General features: G+C 47.9%; 25 protein-coding genes. 15 read left to right on the top strand and 10 right to left on the bottom strand.

What is annotated here, in order from left to right; all coding sequences use genetic code 11:
- Positions 1-11 precede the first annotated feature (11 nt).
- Complete coding sequence (locus H9L42_RS02000; protein WP_187301763.1) at positions 12-416, top strand: secondary thiamine-phosphate synthase enzyme YjbQ; 405 nt, start codon at positions 12-14, stop codon at positions 414-416.
- Between the two features lie 30 nt (positions 417-446).
- On the top strand, positions 447-1,871 hold the full coding sequence (locus H9L42_RS02005; protein ID WP_187301764.1) for a citrate/2-methylcitrate synthase: 1,425 nt from the start codon (positions 447-449) through the stop codon (positions 1,869-1,871).
- Positions 1,872-1,921: 50 nt separating this feature from the next.
- Here H9L42_RS02005 and H9L42_RS02010 read toward each other — a convergent pair whose 3' ends face one another.
- The gene (locus tag H9L42_RS02010) at positions 1,922-2,710 is read right to left on the bottom strand and encodes a histidinol-phosphatase HisJ family protein (protein WP_187301765.1); all 789 of its coding nucleotides are present in this window, start codon (positions 2,708-2,710) and stop codon (positions 1,922-1,924) included.
- Between the two features lie 158 nt (positions 2,711-2,868).
- Between H9L42_RS02010 and H9L42_RS02015 the strand changes: the two genes are divergently transcribed.
- Genes H9L42_RS02015 through ppdK form a run of 10 tightly spaced genes read left to right on the top strand, consistent with a single transcriptional unit; the run spans position 2,869 to position 12,557 of the window.
- A complete protein-coding gene (locus H9L42_RS02015; RefSeq protein ID WP_187301766.1) occupies positions 2,869-3,132 on the top strand; it encodes a YabP/YqfC family sporulation protein in 264 nt (87 codons plus the stop codon).
- The gene (locus H9L42_RS02020) at positions 3,080-4,315 is read left to right on the top strand and encodes a sporulation protein YqfD (protein WP_187301767.1); all 1,236 of its coding nucleotides are present in this window, start codon (positions 3,080-3,082) and stop codon (positions 4,313-4,315) included. Before H9L42_RS02015 ends, H9L42_RS02020 begins: the two co-directional genes overlap by 53 nt.
- Entirely contained in the window at positions 4,269-5,258 is a 990-nt protein-coding gene (locus H9L42_RS02025; protein WP_187301768.1) for a PhoH family protein, read from the top strand. Before H9L42_RS02020 ends, H9L42_RS02025 begins: the two co-directional genes overlap by 47 nt.
- Positions 5,255-5,737, top strand: coding sequence for an rRNA maturation RNase YbeY (ybeY, locus tag H9L42_RS02030; RefSeq protein WP_187301769.1), 483 nt, complete (start codon positions 5,255-5,257; stop codon positions 5,735-5,737). The genes H9L42_RS02025 and ybeY overlap by 4 nt, the downstream gene beginning before the upstream one ends.
- Positions 5,721-6,113 carry a cytidine deaminase gene (cdd, locus tag H9L42_RS02035; protein WP_187301770.1) on the top strand — a complete coding sequence of 131 codons (393 nt, stop codon included), beginning with the start codon at positions 5,721-5,723 and terminating at the stop codon, positions 6,111-6,113. Before ybeY ends, cdd begins: the two co-directional genes overlap by 17 nt.
- Positions 6,110-7,006: a GTPase Era gene (gene era / locus H9L42_RS02040; protein WP_187301771.1), complete on the top strand. Its 897-nt coding sequence runs from the start codon at positions 6,110-6,112 to the stop codon at positions 7,004-7,006. The genes cdd and era overlap by 4 nt, the downstream gene beginning before the upstream one ends.
- A gap of 14 nt (positions 7,007-7,020) precedes the next feature.
- Positions 7,021-7,788 (top strand): DNA repair protein RecO, encoded by a 768-nt coding sequence (recO, locus tag H9L42_RS02045; RefSeq protein ID WP_187301772.1) that lies wholly within the window; start codon positions 7,021-7,023, stop codon positions 7,786-7,788.
- A gap of 18 nt (positions 7,789-7,806) precedes the next feature.
- Positions 7,807-8,478, top strand: a complete 672-nt coding sequence (locus tag H9L42_RS02050) for a DUF4342 domain-containing protein (protein WP_187301773.1) — start codon at positions 7,807-7,809, stop codon at positions 8,476-8,478.
- Positions 8,479-8,510: 32 nt separating this feature from the next.
- The gene (locus H9L42_RS02055; RefSeq protein WP_187301774.1) at positions 8,511-9,914 is read left to right on the top strand and encodes a glycine--tRNA ligase; all 1,404 of its coding nucleotides are present in this window, start codon (positions 8,511-8,513) and stop codon (positions 9,912-9,914) included.
- Positions 9,915-9,929: 15 nt separating this feature from the next.
- Entirely contained in the window at positions 9,930-12,557 is a 2,628-nt protein-coding gene (gene ppdK, locus H9L42_RS02060; RefSeq protein WP_187301775.1) for a pyruvate, phosphate dikinase, read from the top strand.
- Between the two features lie 126 nt (positions 12,558-12,683).
- Here the strand turns inward: ppdK and mscL are convergent, their stop codons facing one another.
- Positions 12,684-13,109, bottom strand: a complete 426-nt coding sequence (gene mscL, locus H9L42_RS02065; RefSeq protein WP_187301776.1) for a large conductance mechanosensitive channel protein MscL — start codon at positions 13,107-13,109, stop codon at positions 12,684-12,686.
- A gap of 185 nt (positions 13,110-13,294) precedes the next feature.
- On the opposite strand from mscL, the gene H9L42_RS02070 reads away from it, so the two are divergent.
- A complete protein-coding gene (locus tag H9L42_RS02070; protein ID WP_187301777.1) occupies positions 13,295-13,816 on the top strand; it encodes a nitroreductase family protein in 522 nt (173 codons plus the stop codon).
- An 8-nt stretch (positions 13,817-13,824) separates the two neighbouring features.
- On the opposite strand, the gene dinB is transcribed toward H9L42_RS02070, so the two are convergent.
- Complete coding sequence (dinB, locus tag H9L42_RS02075) at positions 13,825-15,045, bottom strand: DNA polymerase IV (RefSeq protein ID WP_187301778.1); 1,221 nt, start codon at positions 15,043-15,045, stop codon at positions 13,825-13,827.
- A 102-nt stretch (positions 15,046-15,147) separates the two neighbouring features.
- Here dinB and H9L42_RS02080 point away from each other — a divergent pair, with 102 nt between their 5' ends.
- On the top strand, positions 15,148-16,392 hold the full coding sequence (locus H9L42_RS02080; RefSeq protein ID WP_187301779.1) for a MalY/PatB family protein: 1,245 nt from the start codon (positions 15,148-15,150) through the stop codon (positions 16,390-16,392).
- Here H9L42_RS02080 and H9L42_RS02085 read toward each other — a convergent pair.
- The 6 genes from H9L42_RS02085 to H9L42_RS02115 form a co-directional block, all read right to left on the bottom strand.
- The gene (locus H9L42_RS02085) at positions 16,389-16,913 is read right to left on the bottom strand and encodes an adenine phosphoribosyltransferase (protein ID WP_187301780.1); all 525 of its coding nucleotides are present in this window, start codon (positions 16,911-16,913) and stop codon (positions 16,389-16,391) included. The two genes, H9L42_RS02080 and H9L42_RS02085, sit on opposite strands and share 4 nt — an antisense overlap.
- Positions 16,914-17,232: 319 nt before the next feature.
- Positions 17,233-17,982 (bottom strand): class I SAM-dependent methyltransferase, encoded by a 750-nt coding sequence (locus H9L42_RS02090; RefSeq protein WP_187301781.1) that lies wholly within the window; start codon positions 17,980-17,982, stop codon positions 17,233-17,235.
- A complete protein-coding gene (locus H9L42_RS16875) occupies positions 17,979-18,491 on the bottom strand; it encodes a hypothetical protein (protein WP_243235610.1) in 513 nt (170 codons plus the stop codon). Before H9L42_RS16875 ends, H9L42_RS02090 begins: the two co-directional genes overlap by 4 nt.
- A 72-nt stretch (positions 18,492-18,563) precedes the next feature.
- Complete coding sequence (locus tag H9L42_RS02105; RefSeq protein ID WP_187301784.1) at positions 18,564-19,103, bottom strand: TIGR04076 family protein; 540 nt, start codon at positions 19,101-19,103, stop codon at positions 18,564-18,566.
- 10 nt (positions 19,104-19,113) lie between these two features.
- The gene (locus tag H9L42_RS02110) at positions 19,114-19,353 is read right to left on the bottom strand and encodes a hypothetical protein (protein WP_243235611.1); all 240 of its coding nucleotides are present in this window, start codon (positions 19,351-19,353) and stop codon (positions 19,114-19,116) included.
- A 258-nt stretch (positions 19,354-19,611) separates the two neighbouring features.
- Positions 19,612-19,968 (bottom strand): PAS domain-containing protein, encoded by a 357-nt coding sequence (locus H9L42_RS02115; protein WP_187301785.1) that lies wholly within the window; start codon positions 19,966-19,968, stop codon positions 19,612-19,614.
- A gap of 291 nt (positions 19,969-20,259) precedes the next feature.
- Between H9L42_RS02115 and H9L42_RS02120 the strand changes: the two genes are divergently transcribed.
- Positions 20,260-21,510 carry an MFS transporter gene (locus tag H9L42_RS02120; protein WP_187301786.1) on the top strand — a complete coding sequence of 417 codons (1,251 nt, stop codon included), beginning with the start codon at positions 20,260-20,262 and terminating at the stop codon, positions 21,508-21,510.
- A 65-nt stretch (positions 21,511-21,575) separates the two neighbouring features.
- On the opposite strand, the gene H9L42_RS16880 is transcribed toward H9L42_RS02120, so the two are convergent.
- A complete protein-coding gene (locus H9L42_RS16880; protein ID WP_243235612.1) occupies positions 21,576-21,977 on the bottom strand; it encodes a hypothetical protein in 402 nt (133 codons plus the stop codon).
- Positions 21,978-22,125: the final 148 nt, after the last annotated feature.

Raw genomic sequence — 22,125 nt, forward strand, 5'->3', positions numbered from 1 at the left:
GAGGATGTGTGATGTATCTTTATGAGCACAAACTAAAAACGCAGAAACCGCAGCAGATGATTAAGATCACCAATTCGATAAGAGAGGATCTGCAAAAGAGCGGCATAAAAGAGGGGATCGCTGTGATTTTTTCTACCCATACGACAGCAGGCTTTACGATCAATGAAAACGCGGATCCGGACGTGCTGCACGATATGCTGTACGGGTTTGAAAAGAATTTTCCTACAGAGGATATGAAGTACCGCCATCTGGAGGGGAATTCACACGCGCATATTAAGACAACGATCTGCGGACCGTCGCAGACGTTGATTATCCATGAAGGGGATATTTTGTTCGGGATCTGGCAGGATCTGTATTTCTGTGATTTTGACGGACCGAGGAACCGGACATACTATGTAAAGATTATTGAGGGATAAGAGATTCCCCCAGGAAAACGGGAGGTAAAAATGAAGAATTTAGACGAATATCTGAAAGAGCAGTCCAGATTGTGCAGAGAACACGATTATATTACAAGCGACCTGTTTCACGAGCATAATGTGAACCGGGGACTGCGCGATAAAAACGGAATCGGAGTTCTTACGGGACTGACGTCCATCTCAAAGATTCAGGCATATAAAGAATACCTGGGGCACAAGGTTCCGTGTAAGGGAAAGCTGTTTTACCGGGGTTACAATATTGTTGACCTGGTAAAAGGGCCAATCGCGGAAGAGCGCTATGGGTTTGAGGAGATGGCCTATCTTTTGATTTTCGGAGAGCTTCCTACAGAAGAAGAATTGAAAGAGTTTCAGCAGGTGGTTGGCAGAATGAGGGGGCTGCCGACTAATTTTGTCCGCGATGTGATTATGAAAGCACCGGGAAAGGACATCATGAATACGATGACCAAAAGCGTTCTGACTCTTTCCTCCTACGATCCCAATGCGTCGGACACATCCATTAAAAACGTGCTGAGGCAGTGCCTGATGCTGATCAGTGTATTTCCAATGCTGGCGGTATATGGGTATCACGCGTACAATCATTATGAGCGGGACAGCAGCATGTATATCCACAGACCGAATCCGGATCTTTCTACCGCGGAAAATCTGCTCCGCATGCTGCGGCCGGATATGAAGTATACGGAACTTGAAGCTCATGTGCTGGATATTGCCCTGATGCTTCATATGGAACACGGAGGCGGGAACAATTCAACCTTCACCACCAGAGTCATTACTTCCGCGGGATCGGATACTTACGCGGTTATCGCGGCTGCCCTTTGCGCGCTGAAGGGTCCGAAGCACGGCGGAGCCAACATTAAAGTTGTGGAGATGATGCAGGATCTGGAGGAAACAGTAAAGGACATCACCGACAAGGATAAGATTCGAAAATATCTGGAAGATATCGTAGATAAAAAAGCCTTTGATGAAAAGGGTCTGATCTATGGAATGGGCCACGCGATTTACAGTGTATCCGATCCGCGGGCTGAGATTTTCAAGGGTTTTGTGAAAAAGCTGGCGGAGGCAAAGGGTTACGATAAAGTGTTCGCTATGTATTCGGCGGTGGAAGAACTGGCGCCCCAGGTCATTGCGGACAAACGCAAGATCTATAAAGGGGTCAGCGCCAATGTGGACTTTTACAGCGGGCTTGTTTATCGTATGTTGGATATACCATTGGAACTTTATACTCCGATTTTTGCCATTGCCAGAGTTGTAGGATGGAGCGCCCACCGGATCGAAGAATTGATCAATGTGGATAAAATCATCCGGCCGTCTTATCTGAGTGTAGGAGAGGAACGGATTTATAAACCGATTGAAAGACGAAATGTCATCGAGCTTGCCGGCAGTGATCCGTCCAAGTACAGGCTGGAAGAGCACTTTGCGCATGAAGAGGAAGAATGAAAATAATAGCGAAGAGCTGCCGTAAATTTACGGCAGCTCTTTTGATCGGATTAATCTAACTTGATAAACTCCGGTTTTCTTTTGCGAAATATACATTGATAACGAAAACCCAGCTTTTTCGCAAGGGCATGAGCTTCTTCGAAGTGATCCAGAAAATGTTCCGGATCATGGGAGTCCGACCCGAAGGTGAGAATTTCTCCGCCCAGATCTTTGTAAAGTTTCAGCACATCTTCACGGGGCAGCCAGATCCCGGTACCGTATTTAAAGCTGGAAGTATTGATTTCCAGTCCTTTTCCATCATAGATAATTGTTTTGAGCGTATCTTCAATGATATCCATATAGGGATGATAATCGTAAATTTTTCCGATATAACGGTCGATCAGGGTAAGATGTCCGGCGATATCGTAGTCTTTGTATTTCTTAAAGCAGCGGTTGATATAGGTGTAAAACCGCTCCAGGAGAGAAGGGCCGTCCGTATTTTCATAATCAATCCGATACAGATTCTCCTTTCCGATACTATGAAAGGATCCAATGATAAAATCATAGGGGTACTCGCTTGCCGCGCGTGTACATTCGTCCAGCTCTTCCTCCATGATGCCGACTTCCATTCCCTTTACAATCTGAATCCGACATCTATAAGCTTCTTCCGCCTCCAGGAGCGCTTTAAAATATCCGTCAAAATCCAGAGTAAACGGAAATTCAGGGTCTTCATAGCCGGGGTCATAATGATCGGTAATGGCAAGTTCCTCAACGCCCCGGGCAATCGCGCCCTCAATCATTTCTTCCATAGGAATATCGCAGTCATCGGAAAAAGCAGTATGTGTGTGATAATCGTACATGTTTCCGTTTTCCTTTCTTACGAATTAAATTGGTACAGGTTTGCTTCCTTTTCTGATTTTGCCACAAACGGATAAAAGTTTCAATAATCTTACCGTAAAAGTCTGACATATTCCCGGAAAAGCTCTAATAAAATAGAAGGAAATGAAAAGGAGGGACTATGGCCATTAAGGATGAACTGCTGTTTGATTTTTCCATTCATCTGCCGAGGGTACTGCTCAGCGGCAATACTGTGATTCTGGATAATGTAAAAAAACTGGTATTGCTTTCGTCCGAACAGATCATCGTATATCATGGGCAGCGTTTTACCTCAGTCAGAGGGAAAGGCCTGAAAATAAAGGAACTCAAAGACGAAAGGATGCTGATAACCGGTGACTTGGAACAACTCCAGTTTTACGGAACATTACAGGAAGATAAAAATTGAAGGTTTCCAGCCTGATAAATTGGTCGATCGATGTATCCGTGACCGAATCCGCCTTCGGGGAATTACATTTGTCAGCAACCTGGAGCTAACTTTGTTTGTAAGTGATCGGGACTTTAAGAAACTGAAAAAAATGGCGGGAAATCGTTATAAAATTACGATTCTCGGAAATGGAGGCTACCGATACTGGCTTGGTTTTCTGAGAAATCGAAAAATTACAATTCTGGGAATGATCCTTTTCGCGGCCTTTCTTTATTATCAGAGTCTGTTTGTTGTGGAAATTCGAATTGACGGGTATGAAACAATTAGTGAGGCGTCCCTCCGTGAAACTTTGGCGGAAGCGGGTCTTTATGAAGGATGCAGGAAAAAACTGGATGTGGATTCGATCAAAATACGGCTTTATGAGGAATACGATAACATTTCCTGGGCAGGGATTACCCTAGATGGAAATCTGGCGCAGGTAAAGATTTCAGAGGGCGCAAACCCGATAAAAAAAGAAGAAACAAACGTCGCGAAAAAAAAGCCATGTAACATTGTAGCAGACAAAGCCGGATATATCAGCAGTGTAGATCCTGAAGAAGGGCTGAGGGCAGTAAAGGACGGGGCTTATGTAAAAAAAGGAGATGTTCTGATAACGGGAAAGATTCCGCTGAACAGCACAGCATACGGAACCGAGTCAGAAGATGAAACGGAAACTTATGTTCATGCGGCGGGGACAGTTGAGGCAAAGATTCCCCAGCGGCTCCATTTTTTCGCGGAAGCGTATGAACGGATCAAAAAAGAAACAGGGCGCTGCATCTGGGGAATTTCCATTAACGGTCACAATCCGGCAAAGGCGTTGAATACTTATGAGACCTGCATCGTGGAAACGAAAAATCTTTTTAACATTGTAAAGCCTTTCCGCCTGAAAGTGGATCTTGTTTGCGTCAAAGAAGTACGGATCAGCCAGAGAAAGGCTGGGAACAGAGAACTAAAAAAAGCGGTAAATGCGCAGGTACGCAGGTATGTGAAAGAAAATTTACCGGAAAGCACACAAATCTTAAATAAAAGTTTGAATTTTTCACGGGAAAAAAATATAATAACTATAGGTGTGACATTAGAGACCCTGCAGAAAATAGGAATAGAAGAGGAGATTGTAGTTGATAAACAACGAGACGGAAAACATAAGAAAAATCGCGATCGATGAAACAATTGACCGCGGGGAGCTGTTTGGAACGCTGGACAGTAATGTCCGCATCCTGAAGGAAAATCTCGATGTGGATATTATGCAGAGGGATAATGAACTGATTTTGCGTGGAAAGGATGCGAAACGGGCGGAGGCGATTTTTCAGGAACTAATGGAAATCATATCCAGCGGTGAAAAGCTGGATGAACAGAAGATCAATTACGTGATTGCCCTGAAGGACGAAGGTCTCTCCTATGAGGAAAGCAAGGTGAACAAGGATATCATTTGCTTTACTCATAAGGGAAAGCCGTTGCGCCCTAAGACCCTGGGACAGAGAAAATATGTGCAGAGCATCCGCAAGAGAGATATTGTCTTTGGAATCGGGCCCGCGGGAACAGGTAAGACCTATATCGCGGTTGCCATGGCAGTCCATGCTTTTAAGAATAAAGAAGTGCAGAAGATCATTCTGACGCGTCCGGCGGTGGAGGCGGGAGAGCGCCTGGGGTTTCTTCCCGGCGATATGCAGGAGAAGGTGGATCCATATCTGAGGCCTCTTTATGATGCCCTTTACGACGTTTTGGGAAGAGAAAGCGCACTGCGATTGAAAGAAAAAGAAGCGATCGAGGTTGTGCCGCTTGCCTACATGCGGGGGAGGACGCTGGACAATTCATTTATTATTCTAGATGAGGCGCAGAACACGACGAGAGAACAGATGAAGATGTTTCTGACTCGGATGGGGTTCGGGTCAAAGATTGTTGTGACCGGAGACGTAACACAGGTGGATCTCCCCAGAGGTAAGAAATCCGGACTTCTGGAAGCCGCTAAAATTCTGAAAAACGTAAAGGGTATCGATTTCTGTTATCTGAAGGATGTAGACGTTGTGCGGCACGAGCTGGTTAAGAAGATTATCGGGGCATATGATAAGTATTATCAGGCTCACCCGTATGAGGAGGATAAGGAATGAAGATTTTATACGACGCGTCGGAAGGAGCCGGGGTTCTGGAAGCGGAACTGCTTAAGACGCTGGAAAAGGCAGCGTCTTTGTGTGTAGAGTCCGAGGGTATTGATCCGGAGAGGACGGAAGTGAGCCTGACCCTTGTAAGCGGTGAAGAAATTCAAACCTTGAATCGGGATTACCGGGGGGTGGATCGGGTTACGGATGTCCTGTCTTTTCCGCAATACGAGGATATAAGGGAACTTCCACAGGAAGGCGACATTCCCATCGGCGATGTGGTGATCTGCCTTCAGAAGGTTCGTGAGCAGGCGTGTGAATTCGGCCACTCGCAGGAGAGAGAGATGGTGTATCTGTTTGTCCACAGTATCTGCCATCTGCTGGGCTATGATCATATGGAAAAAGAGGACAAGGATGAAATGCGGGCGAAAGAAGAGAAAGTGATGAAGCAGCTGGGGCTGGAAAGGAAAACGGATGAAAGGGGAATATAAAGATTTATACCGCAAAGCGGACGCGGTTAAAAAGAACGCTTATACGCCTTTTTCTCATTTTCAGGTGGGAGCCGCGCTGCTTGCGAAAGACGGGACCGTATTCACGGGAGTGAATATCGAAAATTCTTCTTATGGCGCGACTATCTGCGCGGAACGGACCGCCTTTGTGAAGGCGATTTCAGAAGGGTATCGGGACTTTCAGGCCATCGCTATTTCTTCCAGCGGAGGCGAGGCGCTGCCTTGCGGGATTTGCAGGCAGTTTATGTACGAATTCAGCCCGGAACTGGACGTTATCACAGGAAAAGATGAAAACAGCCTGAGGGTGCAGCCTTTAAGCCGGCTGCTTCCGGAAGGCTTTCGATTGGAGACAGAATGAAATCAGGATTTATCAGTATTATCGGTAGACCCAATGTGGGAAAATCTACCTTGCTTAACGCGATTTTAGGAGAGAAAATCGCCATTGCCACAGAGAAACCCCAGACTACAAGAAATACGATACGGGGAATTTATACGAGGCAGGAAACTGAAGAACGGGAAGGGGTGCAGATGATTTTCATCGACACGCCGGGAATCCATAAACCAAAAAATAAGCTAGGGGATTTTATGACCGAAGCGGCGCTTAATACCTTCCATGAGGTGGACGGGATTATCTTTATCACCGACGATCGGCTGAGCAAGGGACCGGGAGACCCGTATATTTTGGAAATGCTTAAAAAAGTAGAAACTCCGAAACTGCTGGTCATTAACAAGATTGATAAAACCGGACCGGAGGAGTATCGGAGGGCGTATGAAGAATTCGAGGGAACAGGAATCTTTTCAGGTATTATCGGCACTTCCGCCTCTCAGGGAAAAAATGTGGAGGATGTCATAAAAGCCGCAGAGGCTTTCTTAAACGAAGGTCCGATGTACTTTCCGGCGGATATGGTAACGGATCATCCGGAACGTTTTATTGTCAGCGAATTGATTCGGGAAAAGCTGTTGATGTATCTGCAGGACGAAGTCCCTCACGGCGTGGCGGTGGAGATCGAGCAGTATGAAGAAAATCCAAAGCTTACCAGGATTGGAGCGGTGATCTACTGTGAGAAAAAATCCCACAAAGGAATTATCATAGGAAAAGAAGGCAGGAAGCTGAAAGGGGTAGGAAAGAGCGCTAGACAGGAGATTGAAGCGCTGCTGGGAACAAAAGTCTTTCTGCAGCTATGGGTAAAGGTGAAAGAGAATTGGCGGGACAGTGATTTTGCCTTATCCAATTTCGGTTACAAGGAATAGAGGAGCGAGACGTCATGATCACAGATACAGAAGGAGTCGTACTAAGGCAGATAAAAGCTGCCTACGGCCGCCGTATGGTGCTTTTGTTTTCCAAAAAATACGGGAAGATCAGCGCGGGAAGCAGTATCAGTGAGAAAGGAAGAAGCCGGGCGGCGCTTGCCATGCGCCCTTTTACCTATGGCAGATACGAGCTTTTTAAGAATCGGGACAGCTATAATGTAAATTCGGCGGAAGTAATTAAAAGCTATTACAAGATCGGGGAAGATGTAGATAAATACATGAACAGTTCCTATGTGCTGGAATTTACGGAGAAGGTGCTTCCTGAAGGCCAGCCGTCCCAGGCGATGTTCAATCTGATTCTGGATTTTTTCAGCGTTATGGAGGAACGGAAAAAAAGCCACGGTACACTTGTTTTGGGTTATGAAATCAAGACCCTGAAGATCATGGGCGTTATGCCAAACCTAAAGGAGTGCGCTTTATGCGGGAAAAAATGTACAGAGGAACACGCATCGCTTTTTTTCAGCATAAAGGAAGGCGGCGTAATTTGCGGGGATTGCGGCCGTAACCTTGAAATTCCTTCCAATGATACATTGATTTATCCGATTAATTTTGGTATAGTAGATATATTAAAGTACTTTGCGGATCATTCTCTCAAAAATTTTGAAAATCTGGCCTTGAACGAGAAGGTCCGGTCGCAGTTACAGACTATGATAAGGCAGTATGCGGCATACTATTTAGAGATTGGTGAATTAAAGAGCGAAAGCTTTTTAACGGAGTATTGAATAGCAGGAGGTTATGTCATGGAGATTACGTTGGAAAAAATTGAACTGGTCAAGGACAGAACAGGCGTGAGCTACGCGGAAGCAAAAGAAGCGTTGGAAGCTGCGGACGGCAGTGTGGTAGACGCAATTATCAGCATTGAGGAAACGATTGATCGGAAGGACAGCCGTTCTTTCAGCAGCCAGGGAACTGCAGTTCTGGATAATTTAAAAGATCTGATTAAAAAAGGAAATGTCGCCAAAATCGTTGTGAAAAAGGACGATGAGGTTGTGCTGAACATCCCGGTAAATCTGGGAATTATCGGAACTGTCGTTGCGCCGTGGGGAGCTGTATTGGGTGTTGTCGCGGCTTTCGGTTTTAAATGTGTAGTGGAAGTGGTTAAAGACGACGGTACGATTATTGATGTAAGCGATACGGTTTCTGATACAATGGGATCCGTTGTAGAAAAAGGCAGTGTCGTTGCGGACGAAATGAAAGGCCGGGGCGCGGATATTTATCAGAACGCGAAGGCAAAGGCAACGGACGCCATCAGTAAGGTAAAGAAGGAAAAGGAGGATATTGATTTCTCCAGCTGCTTTACAGAAGAAGAGGATGACGTTGTTGAAGAAATGGAAAATACGAACGAACAGGAAGAACAAGTGAGTGACATCAGCTTTGAAGATGTCAGTGACGACGATCCAAATATGAAATAAACAAAATAGAAATGGTAGGTAGTATACGAGCAATGAGTAAAGAAGTGACGATGGACAAAATTACCGCCCTGGCCAAGAACAGAGGATTTGTGTATCCGGGTTCGGAGATTTACGGGGGCCTGGCAAACACATGGGATTACGGCCCTCTGGGCGTTGAGTTTAAAAACAACGTGAAAAAGGCCTGGTGGAAAAAATTTGTGCAGGAATCCAAGTACAATGTGGGACTGGATGCCGCGATTCTGATGAATCCGCAGACATGGGTAGCTTCCGGTCACGTAGGGGGATTTGCCGATCCTCTGATCGACTGTAAGGCATGTAAGTCCAGATTCCGCGCGGACCAGCTGATTGAGGAATACCTGAAATCCGAAGGCATCGAAGATATTTCTGTAGACGGATGGTCCAATGAAAAACTGGAAGAATTTATTCAGGAAAAGGGCATCCGGTGTCCGGAATGCGGAAAAGCGGATTTCACGGGAATCCGGCAGTTCAACCTGATGTTTAAGACTTTCCAGGGGGTGACAGAGGATTCCAAATCGGAACTTTTTTTGCGGCCGGAAACTGCTCAGGGAATCTTCGTTAATTTCCGGAATGTTCAGCGGACATCCAGAAAGAAGATCCCATTCGGGATCGCGCAGATCGGGAAGTCTTTCCGTAACGAGATTACGCCGGGAAACTTTACCTTCCGCACGAGGGAATTTGAACAGATGGAACTGGAATTTTTCTGTAAGCCGGGAACAGATCTGGAATGGTTTTCCTATTGGAAGGACACTTGTGTGAACTTCTTAAAGAGTCTGGGTATGAAAGAAGAAAACATTCGCCTCAGGGATCATGAGAAGGAAGAGCTGTCCCACTACAGCAACGCGACGACGGATATTGAATATCTTTTCCCGTTTGGATGGGGAGAACTGTGGGGAATCGCCGATCGTACGGATTTCGATCTGAAACAGCATATTGAGCATTCCGGGCAGGAAATGAACTATATGGATCCGGAAACCAATGAAAAATATGTTCCTTACTGTATTGAACCGTCACTGGGAGCGGACCGCGTGGCTCTGGCTTTCCTGGTGGACGCTTATGATGAAGAAGTCCTCACTGACAGCAAAGGAAAGGAAGACACAAGAGTTGTCCTTCGCTTCCACCCGGCTCTGGCGCCGTTTAAAGCAGCTGTGCTTCCGCTCGCGAAAAAATTGGCACCGACAGCTGAGCCGATTTATGAAGAATTATCCAAGTATTTTAATGTGGATTATGACGCGGCGGGCTCCATTGGCAAACGCTACCGGAGAGAGGATGAAATCGGTACTCCGTTCTGCATCTGTGTGGACTTTGACACGCCGGAAGACAAGTGTGTGACAATCCGTGACCGGGATACCATGGAACAAGTTAGAATTCCTGTTGATCAGGTTAGAAGCTATATAGAAGAAAGACTAATTTTTTAGTAAGGAGAATGTAAAGTGGAAAAGAAAAAGTTTGTTTACTCATTCAACGAAGGCTCCAAAGACATGAGAGACCTGCTGGGAGGCAAGGGAGCAAATCTGGCGGAAATGACCCGGATCGGACTTCCGGTGCCTTTCGGATTTACGGTAACGACACAGGCCTGCAACCGCTACTACGAAGAAAATCAGACGATTGGGGAGGATATTGTAGCGGACATCTTTGAAAAGCTTTCCGACCTGGAGAATGTAACCGGCAAGCAGTTTGGGAGTGTAGAAAATCCGCTGCTGGTATCGGTACGTTCGGGAGCGAAAATTTCCATGCCGGGAATGATGGACACGATCCTGAACCTGGGATTAAACGACGAGACGGTGGAAGGGCTGGCAAAGCTGACGGAGAACCCGAGATTCGCCTATGACAGCTACCGGAGATTCATTCAGATGTTCGGAGACGTGGTGATGGAGATTGCCAAGAGCAAGTTTGACGCCATCTTCGATGCCAAGAAAGAAGCGGAAGGCTGTGAATATGACGTGGACCTGACAACCGAACATCTGCAGGACATTATCGAAGGCTATAAAAAGCTGGTAAAAGAAGAAATGGGACGGGAGTTCCCGCAGGATCCGAAGGAACAGCTGATGGAAGCGGTGAAAGCGGTATTCCGTTCGTGGAACAATGAGCGAGCGATTCTGTACCGGGAACTGAACGATATTCCGGGAGATATCGGAACGGCGGTAAACGTACAGTCCATGGTATTCGGAAACATGGGGAACACTTCGGGAACAGGAGTGGCCTTCACAAGAAACCCGGCCAACGGAGAGAAGAAGCTGTTCGGTGAATTCCTGGTGAACGCGCAGGGAGAAGACGTGGTAGCGGGAATCCGGACGCCGCAGCCGATTGCGGAGATGGCGGAAGCGTTCCCGGAAGTATATAAGGAATTCGCGCGGATTTCCGAACTGCTGGAAAAACATTATACGGATATGCAGGATATGGAGTTTACGGTAGAGCGGAACAAACTGTATATGCTGCAGACGAGAAACGGAAAGCGTACGGCAGCGGCGGCGGTAAAAGTAGCGGTAGATATGGAAAAAGAAGGTCTGATCGACAAGAAGACGGCGGTTACAAGACTGGAGCCGGCGATGATCGACCAGCTGCTGCATCCGAAATTTGACGAAGCGGAACAGAAGGCGGCGAAGAAGCTGACCAAAGGACTGCCGGCATCCCCGGGAGCGGCGACCGGAAAGATTTACTTCAACGCGGCGGACGCGGTAGCGGCGGTTGAAAACGGAAATCCGGCGGTACTGGTAAGACTGGAGACTTCTCCGGAAGACCTGGCTGGAATGGTCGCGGCGGAAGGAATCCTGACGGCAAGAGGTGGAATGACCTCCCACGCGGCGGTGGTAGCAAGAGGTATGGGCAAATGCTGTGTATCCGGGTGCGCGGAAATCAAGGTGGATGAAGAAGCGAAGAAACTGATCATCGGAGATGAGACCTTCGGGGAAGGGGATTATATTTCCCTGGACGGAACGACCGGAGACGTCATGAAGGGACAGGTGAAGACGGTTCCACCGGAACTGTCGGGCGATTTTGGAACTATCATGCAGTGGGCGGATGAAATCCGAACCCTGAAAGTGCGGACCAACGCGGACAATCCGAGAGATGCCAAACAGGCGGTCGAGTTCGGAGCGGAAGGAATCGGACTTTGCAGAACGGAGCACATGTTCTTTGAAGAAGAGCGGATTCCGGCAGTTAGAAGAATGATCCTGGCGGATTCGGAAGAAGAGAGAAGAGAGGCTCTGTCCTTCCTGTTGCCATACCAGAAGGGGGACTTTAAAGGAATCTACGAGGCGATGGGGGATCGGCCGGTGACGATTCGTCTGCTGGATCCACCGCTTCATGAGTTCCTGCCGCATACGGAGGAGGAAATCCGCCAGCTTTCCGAGCAGATCAACGTACCGTATGAAAAGCTGGCTAAGAAGACGGAAGAACTCCATGAATTTAACCCGATGCTGGGCCACAGAGGCTGTCGTCTGGCGGTCACCTATCCGGAAATCGCGGAGATGCAGGCGGAGGCCATTATCATGGCGGCCATTGAAGTGAGAAAAGAAAAGGGTCTGGACATTGTGCCGGAAATCATGATTCCTCTGGTAGGAATGAAGAAAGAGCTGGCGGATGTGAAGGCGACGGTTGTGAAGACAGTCGAGAAGGTAATGGAACGGGAAGGCGTGAAATTCGATTATCTCATCGGAACCATGATCGAGATTCCGAGAGCGGCGCTGACTGCGGATGAAATCGCAGAGGAAGCGGAATTCTTCTCCTTCGGAACCAACGACCTGACCCAGATGACCTTTGGTTTCTCCAGAGATGATACCGGAAATATTATCAAAGAGTACAGAGAAAAAGGAATCTTTGAGGAAGATCCGTTCCAGAGTATCGATCAGGTTGGCGTAGGTCAGCTTGTTAAGATGGCGGTGGAAAAAGGAAAAGCGACAAGACCGAATATTAAGCTTGGAATCTGCGGGGAACACGGCGGAGATCCGAAGTCTATCGAATTCTGCCATAACATTGGTCTTCAGTATGTATCCTGCTCGCCGTTCAGAGTACCGATTGCGAGATTAGCGGCCGCGCAGGCAGCAGTGAAAAACAGCTGATTGCAAATGGAGACGGTTAACCGATGTTGCTAAGTAAATAAAATAGAAAAGGTTCCGGCTGGTCAGAGTATCTGCTCTGACGGGTCGGAACCTTTTTGCGCGCAAGTGAGCGCGGATAGCGCTCTTTTAAGCGTTCTGTATCTGATTGTCTGTACATTCTGTCTCTAATAGGGAAGTACAGTGCGCGCAGCGGGTGGCTTCCACAGGGATGTCACTCAGACAGAAGGGGCATTTCTTTGTTGCGGGAGCTTCTTCTTTTTTCCTTGAGCCGAGAGCTACCAGTTTATTGATCCCCTTGAGCAGGCAAAACAGTACAAAGGCCATGATGAAGAAATTAACCAGAGCTGAGATGAAGGCGGAGGCAAATCCGGCAACATCCTGCAGGGTATAAACCTGGCCACCTGTTACAAAGTTCAGAATGGGATTGATAAAGTTATCCGTAAGAGATGTAACGATTGCGGAGAAAGCGCCACCGATAATTACGCCGACGGCCATGTCCATCATGTTTCCGCGCAGAGCAAAAGTTTTAAATTCTTCGATAAATTTTTTCATATCAACATTGTCCTTTCGTTCATTGATATGGTATAAAAAACGCTTTAAATAATATAGCATATCGGCGGGAAGAAAAAAAGAAATTTTTTATATTTCATGATATAATAAATTATTACGGTTTACAGAATCAGAAGGCCTGCGGCGGCGGATTTGCCTGCCGGAGCAGCCAGAAGGAGAATAAAAAGATGATTGAGAAACTGCAAAAACGGCGGAGTATCCGCAGGTACACGGAGGAAGCCGTTCCGGAAGAAAAACTGAAAACAATTTTAAGGGCGGGACTTTTGTCTCCCACGTCGAAAAACCTTCATCCCTGGGAGTTTCTTGTGGTGCGGGATAAAGAAACCCTTGGAAAACTGACAGACTGCCGGGATAAAGGCGCGGACATGCTCAAAGGCGCGGCCGCGGCGGTAATTGTAATGGCGGACACAGAGGTAAACGATGTCTGGATCGAGGATTGCTCCATTGCCATGAGCAATATGCATCTTACCGCGGCGGATCAGGGAGTGGGAAGCTGCTGGATTCAGATCCGGAACCGGAACAGCAGAAAAGATGGAATGACATCGGAAGCCTTTCTGAAAGAATTGTTTTCTTTGGAAGAGAAATACGCGGTGGAAGCTATTCTTTCACTGGGTATTCCGGCTCAGGAGCGGCCTCCCCTGCAGCTGGACGAAAGACTGTGGGAAAAAGTCCACTTTGAGACATTCTGAGCCTGGGATCAGTCGCTTCGATTGTCTTTGGGATCAATGCCGATATCGTTGTTCAGCACCCGCCCGAAGGTGATGGCGTTTTCTCCGAACCTGGCCCGGATATCGTCGATGGCCCGCTCCACTTTTTCCCCTTTTTCGTGAGAGGCTGTATTTTCATCGAAAAAGGAAAGCTGCTGCGCCTCGTTTTCATCGCACAGGTTAATCGCGGTAATGGTCAGCATCCGAATCGGCGCGTTAAGCTTCCAGGAAGCCTCGATAATCGAAATGGCTTCCCGAAAGATTTCTTCCGCCAGGTTTGTGGGCGCGGACAGCTGTTTCTGGCGGGAGATTACCTTGAAATCGGGATCTTTAATATCCACTTTTATCCCGGCGCCTTTCATCTGGTATTTGCGGAGTCGGCTGGCGACTGTATCGGAGAGGGCCGTTACCGCAACTTTGATATCATCTATCCCTATCAGATTCCTACGGAAGGTGGTTCCATTGCCGACAGACTTTATTTTTTCTCGCTCCGAATAGCGGCAGACCGGACTGCTGTCCAGGCCGTTGGCGTATTCGTACAGCATGCCCCCCTGCTTTCCTAAAAGCGCGGTTAAAAGTCCGCGGTCGGTTCGGGCCAGATCACCGATAGTATGGATCCCCGACTTGTTCAGCTTTTCCGCGGTGGCGCTTCCGACGAAAAACATCTTTCTAACGTTCATGGGCCAGAGAAGCTGTTTGTAATTGTCGCGGCTGATTACGGTCGTTCCGTCCGGTTTATTGTAATCACTTCCCATCTTCGCGAAAATTTTATTAAAGGAAACACCTACGGACAGGGTGAGACCCAGTTCTCCGCGGATGGTCTCACGCAGGGTGTCGGCGATTTGCCGACCGGTTCCGAACAGTTTGAGGGAAGCGGAAACGTCCAGCCAGGATTCATCAATACTGAACGGCTCCACCATATCGGTGAACCGCTGATAGATTTCATTGATCTTCAGGCTGTATTCTTTGTATTTGTAGTGATGGGGCGGAAGAAGATGAAGATCCGGGCACTTTTTTTTCGCCTGCCAGACTGTCTCAGCTGTTTTTACATTATATTTTTTTGCATGGGTATTTTTGGCCAGTATAATACCGTGGCGGTTCTCCGGATTGCCGCAGACTGCCACCGGAACATGTTTTAATTCAGGATGCTCTAAAAGCTCCACAGAGGCGTAAAATCCGTCCATGTCACAGTGTAAGATTGTTCTGTCCATAGACCTATTATATACGATCCCCGCGGCGCAGACAAGCGGAGGGAGAAAAGGACCGACAGACGGAACGTAATCCGACAAAGGAAAGGAATTAAGGAGTTTGTTATGAAATATGATTTTACAACCATTATGGATCGCCGCGGACGGGACGCGATGGCGGTGGATCTTCCGGGGAATTCTTCGGGAAAGGGATTTTTCTCAGGAGCAAAGATTCGGGAGGGATTTGATATAATTCCCATGTGGGTGGCGGATATGAACTTCCCCACCGCTCCCGCGATTCCCCGGGCCATCGCCTCCAGGCTGCAGCATCCCGCCTATGGGTATTTTACTCCGAGAAAGGAGTATTACGACGCGATTATCAACTGGCATCAGCGGCGATATGGGATTACCGGGCTGGAAAAAGAACAGATCGGGTATGTGAACGGAGTTTTGGGAGGCGTCGTGTCCGCGCTGAATGTTTTCTGCTCTCATGGGGACTGTGTTGTGCTGCAGTCGCCGACCTATATCGGTTTTACCCACGCGATTAAGGATAACGGGTGGAAGATTGTCCTCAATCCGATGATTCAGGACGAAGACGGAGTGTGGAGAATCGATTATCTGGATCTGGAGGAAAAGTTGATCCGGCATCACATTCACGCCGCCGTTTTCTGTTCGCCCCATAATCCTTCAGGGCGTGTGTGGGAGCGATGGGAAATTGAAAAGTTGATGGAACTTTACCGAAAATATGAGGTATATGTGGTTTCGGATGAAATCTGGGCGGATCTGGTGATGCCGGGCCAGCGCCATATTCCGACCCAGTCAGTTTCGGAAGACGCGAAGATGCGGACCGCGGCCCTGTACGCACCGTCGAAAACCTTTAATCTTGCCGGGCTGGTAGGATCTTATCAGGTGATCTATTCACCCTATCTGCGCCAGCGGATAAAAAAAGAAGAGGCTATGACTCATTTTAATGAAATGAATGTGCTTTCCATGTACGCGCTGATAGGCGCTTATTCCGGGGAGGCGGAAGAGTGGCTTGATGAGTTGAGACAGGTCCTGGACGGCAATCTGACTTACGCGGTGGATGTGATCCGTCAGAAGTTTCACGGCGTGAAGGTAACAAAGCCGCAGGGCACTTATATGCTGTTTTTAGACTGCACAGAGTGGTGCGCGGAGCATGAATGCAGCATAGAAGAACTGTACAAAGCGGGTATTGAGGTGGGCGTTATCTGGCAGGATGGCCGGCCGTTTCATGGAGACTGCCATATCCGCATGAATCTCGCGCTTCCGCGCGCCAGAGTAGAAGAAGCTTTTGAACGGCTGGAGCGGTATGTGTTCTGTGGAAAAGAAAAGAGCCGCGGTGAAGTTTAAGCTTCATCGCAGCTCAGAACTGAGGCAATCTCATAGTCTTTCAGCTGTCTGCGGCCTTCCAGTTCAGGAAGTTCCAGCAGACAGCAGATTTTTACCACTTTGCCGCCAAGGGTTTCCACCATGTCCGCGATGACCCGCAGTGTATTTCCGGTTGCCATCAGATCGTCGATGATGACCACTTTCTGTCCCGGAGCTACCGCGTCTTTGTGCATTTCCAGTTCTGTCCGGGCGTATTCCATCTCAAATCCCGCCCGTATCGTTTCACGGGGCAGTTTCCCTTTCTTTCGCACGGGTATAAATCCTTTTTTCATCTGATAAGCGATAGGCATTCCCAGGAGAAATCCGCGGGATTCCGGAGCCGCGACCAGATCGAAGTCTGTATCCGCAAGCAGCTTCAGAATTTCCTTGATAGCAAGCTGTAGTCCGTCTTTGTCCTGCAGGATTGAAGTAATATCCCGGAAAACAACACCGGGTTTCGGAAAATCAGGAATGCTGACTAAATAATCTTCCAGTTTATTCATTGTAAAATACCTCCATTTTTGTTCGAGATACAAGTTCCGTTTCACCTTCAAATCAGGAAGAAGCGGTACCGCGGCTTTTCAACAGGCGAAATGTGTCTGTTTGCAGGGGTTTGCGGATTATCCACAAAAAAAATATTATTGTATACAATTATATCCAAGGGAGGTTGTGGATAAACATATTTTTACAATTGTTGAAAATTAAAGGTTTGTCCCGAATTGTCCCAAAGAGTTATCCACAGGTTTTGCTCCGCCATTTGTGTTTTCTGCGGGAACGGCTGTTCCTGTGAAAAAACAGTGTGTTTCTGTCCGCAGGAGTCGTTTATTTCCGGGACATGGCATAAAAAACATAGCTGTAATCGTCTTTATGACGCAGATAGAGGTCGATTTCCGATTGTAGCATGGCCGCCGCACCCAGGGCATCCGGCTGATCCGGGTAAAGGTTTCTTATGCGATCCAGGTTTTTCTGTAAGGGAGCATAATACTCCTTCGTCCAGTCGCTGACCGGGCAGACAAAATGGCCTTCGGAAATATATCCGGCATCTTCAATCCGCCGCAGATTTTCCGCGATGGTGCCGATCTGGGGGTAGGCGGACTGCCAAAAATCCAGGCTTTCGCGGGAAGGGTCATCCTTTAGCCAGCTGATTTCGCTGCAGATCTGAAAACCGCCCGGTTTCAGAAAGCGTTTCCACTCCTTCAGGCCGCGTTCAAAACCAATGATGTAAATGGCGCCTTCCGACCAGATCAGATCAAAACTTTCCTTTTCAAAGGTCATATCAAACATGGACATCTCCAGACCGTGAACCCGATCGGAGATGCCGCGGGCAGCGGCGCTCTGGTTAAGCGTTTGGATATAAGGGCTGTGGCTATCAATGGCGGTGATATCCGCTTTCGGAAAATGAGACGCGAGAAGGAACGTATGGGTTCCAACTCCGCAGCCTACATCGAGAATTCGCACGGGCTGTGATTTCCGCGGGAAAAAGGCCAAAGCTTTTTCTGTGGATTCTCTGCTTCCCGGGCCCAGGCGTTCCATGCCCTGAAATGCTTCATAAAAATAGTCTTCTTTTGTCATTGTATATCCTCCATTGTTTCTTCCGGCATGTAATCTCTGCGAAGATCCGCAAAACGCACCATGATCCAGAAGGCAAGAGCCCATTGAACCAAGACGCGGCCGATCAAAATCCAGTCCCAGCCCGCGCCCACGCTGTCCAGGAACAGATCGGTCATGGAAACTGCCGCGCTGAAGGTTTCCGCGACCGCGAAAATACAGGCGATGCGCAGGCAGGGGTGTGTTCCGCCTTTTTCCAGCTGTGCGGAACCGGCAAAAATACTGGTATAAAAAAGCAGCAGAATCAGGCTTTCGACAAAAAGAGAAAGACCGCTTATGAACCAGTAGCCGGACGGGTATGTCAGTTGAAGATACATGCGGATGAACCATAAAGCCACGCCTGCCAGCCCCAGCTTTTGTGCGTACTGAAAAAGCTTCACCCCGGAACCCCGGTAAAGAAAACTGGCTCCGGAAACTGCCAGGTACAGGCCAATCAGCCCTAAAACGCCCAGGAACAGGTTTGGTCTACCCACGAACTCAAAGATATTTCTCAGGGAAAAGGGAAAACCGATTCCCGACAGTAATTTTTTACCTTTCCTTCGAAATTAATCAATTCGTGAGATCGTATAATTTCCGCATTCTCCAACAAGAGCGTGGAGCAATTCGTCCGGTATATCCTTTTTGAGAATCACCTCAGCAAAGCCTTCTTCCAGGTTAAAAAAGGCATCCTGCACTGCTTTCGGTTTTTTGAGAGCCGCAACAATTTTCTCCCTGTCTTCCCGGGTGCGGATCCCTTTTATATAAAGAACCTTGTAATCAATCCGCTCGATTTTAAAGATGACCGGACGGGTGCCGTCGTTGCAGCAGGCGATCATGATTTTTTCGTCATTGGTCCAGCCCCGCATGATAGAGCCGCCCTGCAGCGCGGTATAAATATAGCGGCTGATGCAGTCCCAGGCTTCCGAACACTGGGTTCCGTTTCCCTCCCGCCAGAAGTCATCTTTTTTTCCGTAGCGTTCAAACAGGAACTCCTGCCCCACTTCATAAAAGGGGCAGGGCCCCGATTTTGGATCTGCCAGATACTGCTCCTGCAGATCGGGATATAGTTCCTTTCTCAGTACCGTTACTTTACATTTGTGCTGCATGGTGAAGTGCCTACTGTTCCCTGTTATGCAGCAGAGCCAGCGCGGAACCGATTGTAGCGAGGAACAGGAGCCCCATCCGCAGCCAGACCATAAAGAGCCCGAACTCTCCGCCACATACTTCATCTGGAGAAGTTCCGAATTCATCGCAGAAAACGCCCAAATCCCAGAACAGCTTCAGGGAAATCAGAAAAGATGCCGTACAGCAAATAAATAAAATCAGTTTTAATAATTTTGTTTGACGTAATTTCATAGAATACCTCCACTTTATTGAAAACACAGATCTACATAATCTATTATACCTTAAGACCAGTCTTTTGGATATAGAAAAAACAACGCTGTGGAAGCAGATATCCACATGCGGGAATGGGCAATTTTTTCAGAGAAACGGGCAAGTATCCAAAACATCGGTCTGTCATCAGCTTTGCGGTATGTGATGAAAACGGTCTTCCGCGGGGGTAAGGGTGCGAAGCATCCGAGCAAAGTCTGAATTCATTTTGCATCAGCCTCCTTATAACTGCTGATTTAGCTCAAACCGCTCAAAGAAACCGATCCACTCGCCTTTGCTGTTTCGGACTCCCTGTATGTAGATACGCAGGTTCCGGGTGGAAACGCCGATAAAGACTTCTTTTCCATTGCGCTTGATCCCTTCATAGGCGGTTTTGATCCGCTCCACAGATTTTTCGTTGTTGTGGCATTCGAAGATAGACGCTCCGATTAAGTCTGAATAGCCTCGTTCCTGATAATAATGGTATTCCGCGTTCCGATTCATAAAGCGGATTTTGTAGTCATTGTCCACGAAAACGATGGGGTATGGATAAGCGTTTAAGATTGATTCCAGTAATTCCGGTTTTTCTGTGTGTTCCATGTATTCCATTCCTTTCCGTTCCCCACGGGGAACCATGACAAAGTATAAGTATACGCTATATTCTTAGTATAGTAGAAGGAAGAACGTTCTTCAAGCGTTAAGGGTCTGGTTTTGAGGATTTCTCCGGTATCACCCGAAATAGCCACTCTGAAAGCGAAAGAGAAATGATGCTTTTGTGGGATTTTCCTTTTTCGCGAGAACGGTTATGCTGTTTATGTTAAATTTTGAATTTTATGATAATTTGGCGATTATGGACAGTTCCGGAATGGTACAATAAAGGAGGTTTAAACCATGGAAAACAACATCCAGACACAGAAAAAGTTTCATTACGCATGGATGATACTGGCAGCTATGTGCGGCATTATGATCGGCACGATGGGAACGGTTTCCAGTTGTATGGGGATTTTTACGCCGTCTGTCGCAGCGGATCTGAATGTTCCGGTGACGGCGGTATCCATCTATTTTACAATTCGTACGCTGACGATGGCGGTCTTTCAGCCAGTGGCGGGCATAATGTTCAATAAATTCGACACCCGCGTTCTTATCGGGGTTGCCGTTGTACTGAGCAATGGCGGAATGATGCTTATGTCGCAGTTCCACCACATCTGGGGTTGGTATATCTGTGCGGTTATTAACGGCATCGGGCTAGCCTTTATTTGTTATCTTCTGGTTCCCATCGTGCTGAATAACTGGTTTAAGACGAATCTGAGCCTTTCCATCGGAATCGCGACTGCCTGCACAGGGATCGGAGGAGCAATCTTCTCCCCTCTCTGCGGACAGTGGATTGCCGCATATGGATTCCGGAACACTTATCTCCTGATCGGGGGTATTGGTCTGGTGGTTTCTCTTATCTGTGTACTCCTGCTGCGCTCCAGACCGGAAGACAAGGGACTGCGCCCTCTGGGTGCTGAAAAGGCGGAAAAAATGGGAGACTCGGCGGCAGACACCAGAGGAATGACAGTGAAAGAAATGGTCAAGACCCCGCAGTTCATTCTGATCTATGTAATTGTGATCGGGATCTATTTTGCAGGAGCGTTTATGCAGGATGTAACGAACATGGCGGTCAGCAAAGGATTTGATATTGAGCATGCTGCCACGGTTTCCACGGCTATGATGCTGGGAATCATTTTCGGAAAAATTGCATTGGGGCTTCTGAATGATCATATCGGAACCCGGACAACGCTGGTAGTGGGAGCAATTTTTGGGATTGTTTCTTTTGCGTTCCTGGTGCAGGGCGGATCTTCTCCGATTTTTGTGTACGCGGGAGGATTCCTTTTCGGCGCGTGCTGTGCGGCGATGTCTGTCAATCCGGCTTTTGCCATCAAAAGAGCCTTTGGAAACCGGGAATATGCGAAAATTTACAGCTATGCGGCAACTGCCGGTGTTCTGACCAGTTCAATCGGTCATCCGATCTATGCGGCCGTGTATGATATTACCGGAAGCTATAACGGCGTAATGGTAGCCTGCATCGTTGGGCTGGTACTTGTTATTATTCTGACCTTTCTATCGGTTGAACAGTGCCGCAGAAAGTGGGATAAGTAAGTGAACAATATTTTTGGCTATGCTTTTCCCATCCGGAGACTGTTTCCGGAGAAGTCCTGCAAAAGTTATACTGTCACGGTTGAGTCACAGCAGCGGAAGTCCGTGTCAATATTGTGGGCGATAAGGCGGACTTTGAGGTTTCTGGTATTGCACATGGAGTTGGGAACGCTGCCTGCGGATACATCCAGATCTTCAGGAAGCACAAATTTGATACATTTTACCAGAATGTCCCGGCAGCTCGGAGAAGTGTGGGCGGGGATCGTGATTGCCTTCATTCCGCGCTGATATTCGTCTCCATTGGCGTCGACTTCCGTGAGGATAACCCCAAGAGCCACTCGCTTTCCGGGACAAACATTTTTGACGGTTACGTCCAGCTGGACAATGCGTCCCAGCGATTCCAGATAGGTGTCACCCAGATCGACCTCAACGGAATCCTCACAGCCTTCCACCTTTAAGTCAATCGGCACCGGACAGGGTTCGGGGTCGACAACAATCCCACAGTCTACCAGAACAGACGGATCCGGGAACGTAACGGAATTGCCTTCGTTATCGGTATAAGTGATAGAGGCGTTGATCGGTTTTGTTCCTGAATCCTGCCCGATATGGCGGACGAAA

The sequence above is a fragment of the Zhenpiania hominis genome (assembly GCF_014333425.1).
In the GTDB taxonomy this organism is placed as follows: Bacteria; Bacillota; Clostridia; order Peptostreptococcales; family Anaerovoracaceae; genus Hominibacterium; species Hominibacterium hominis.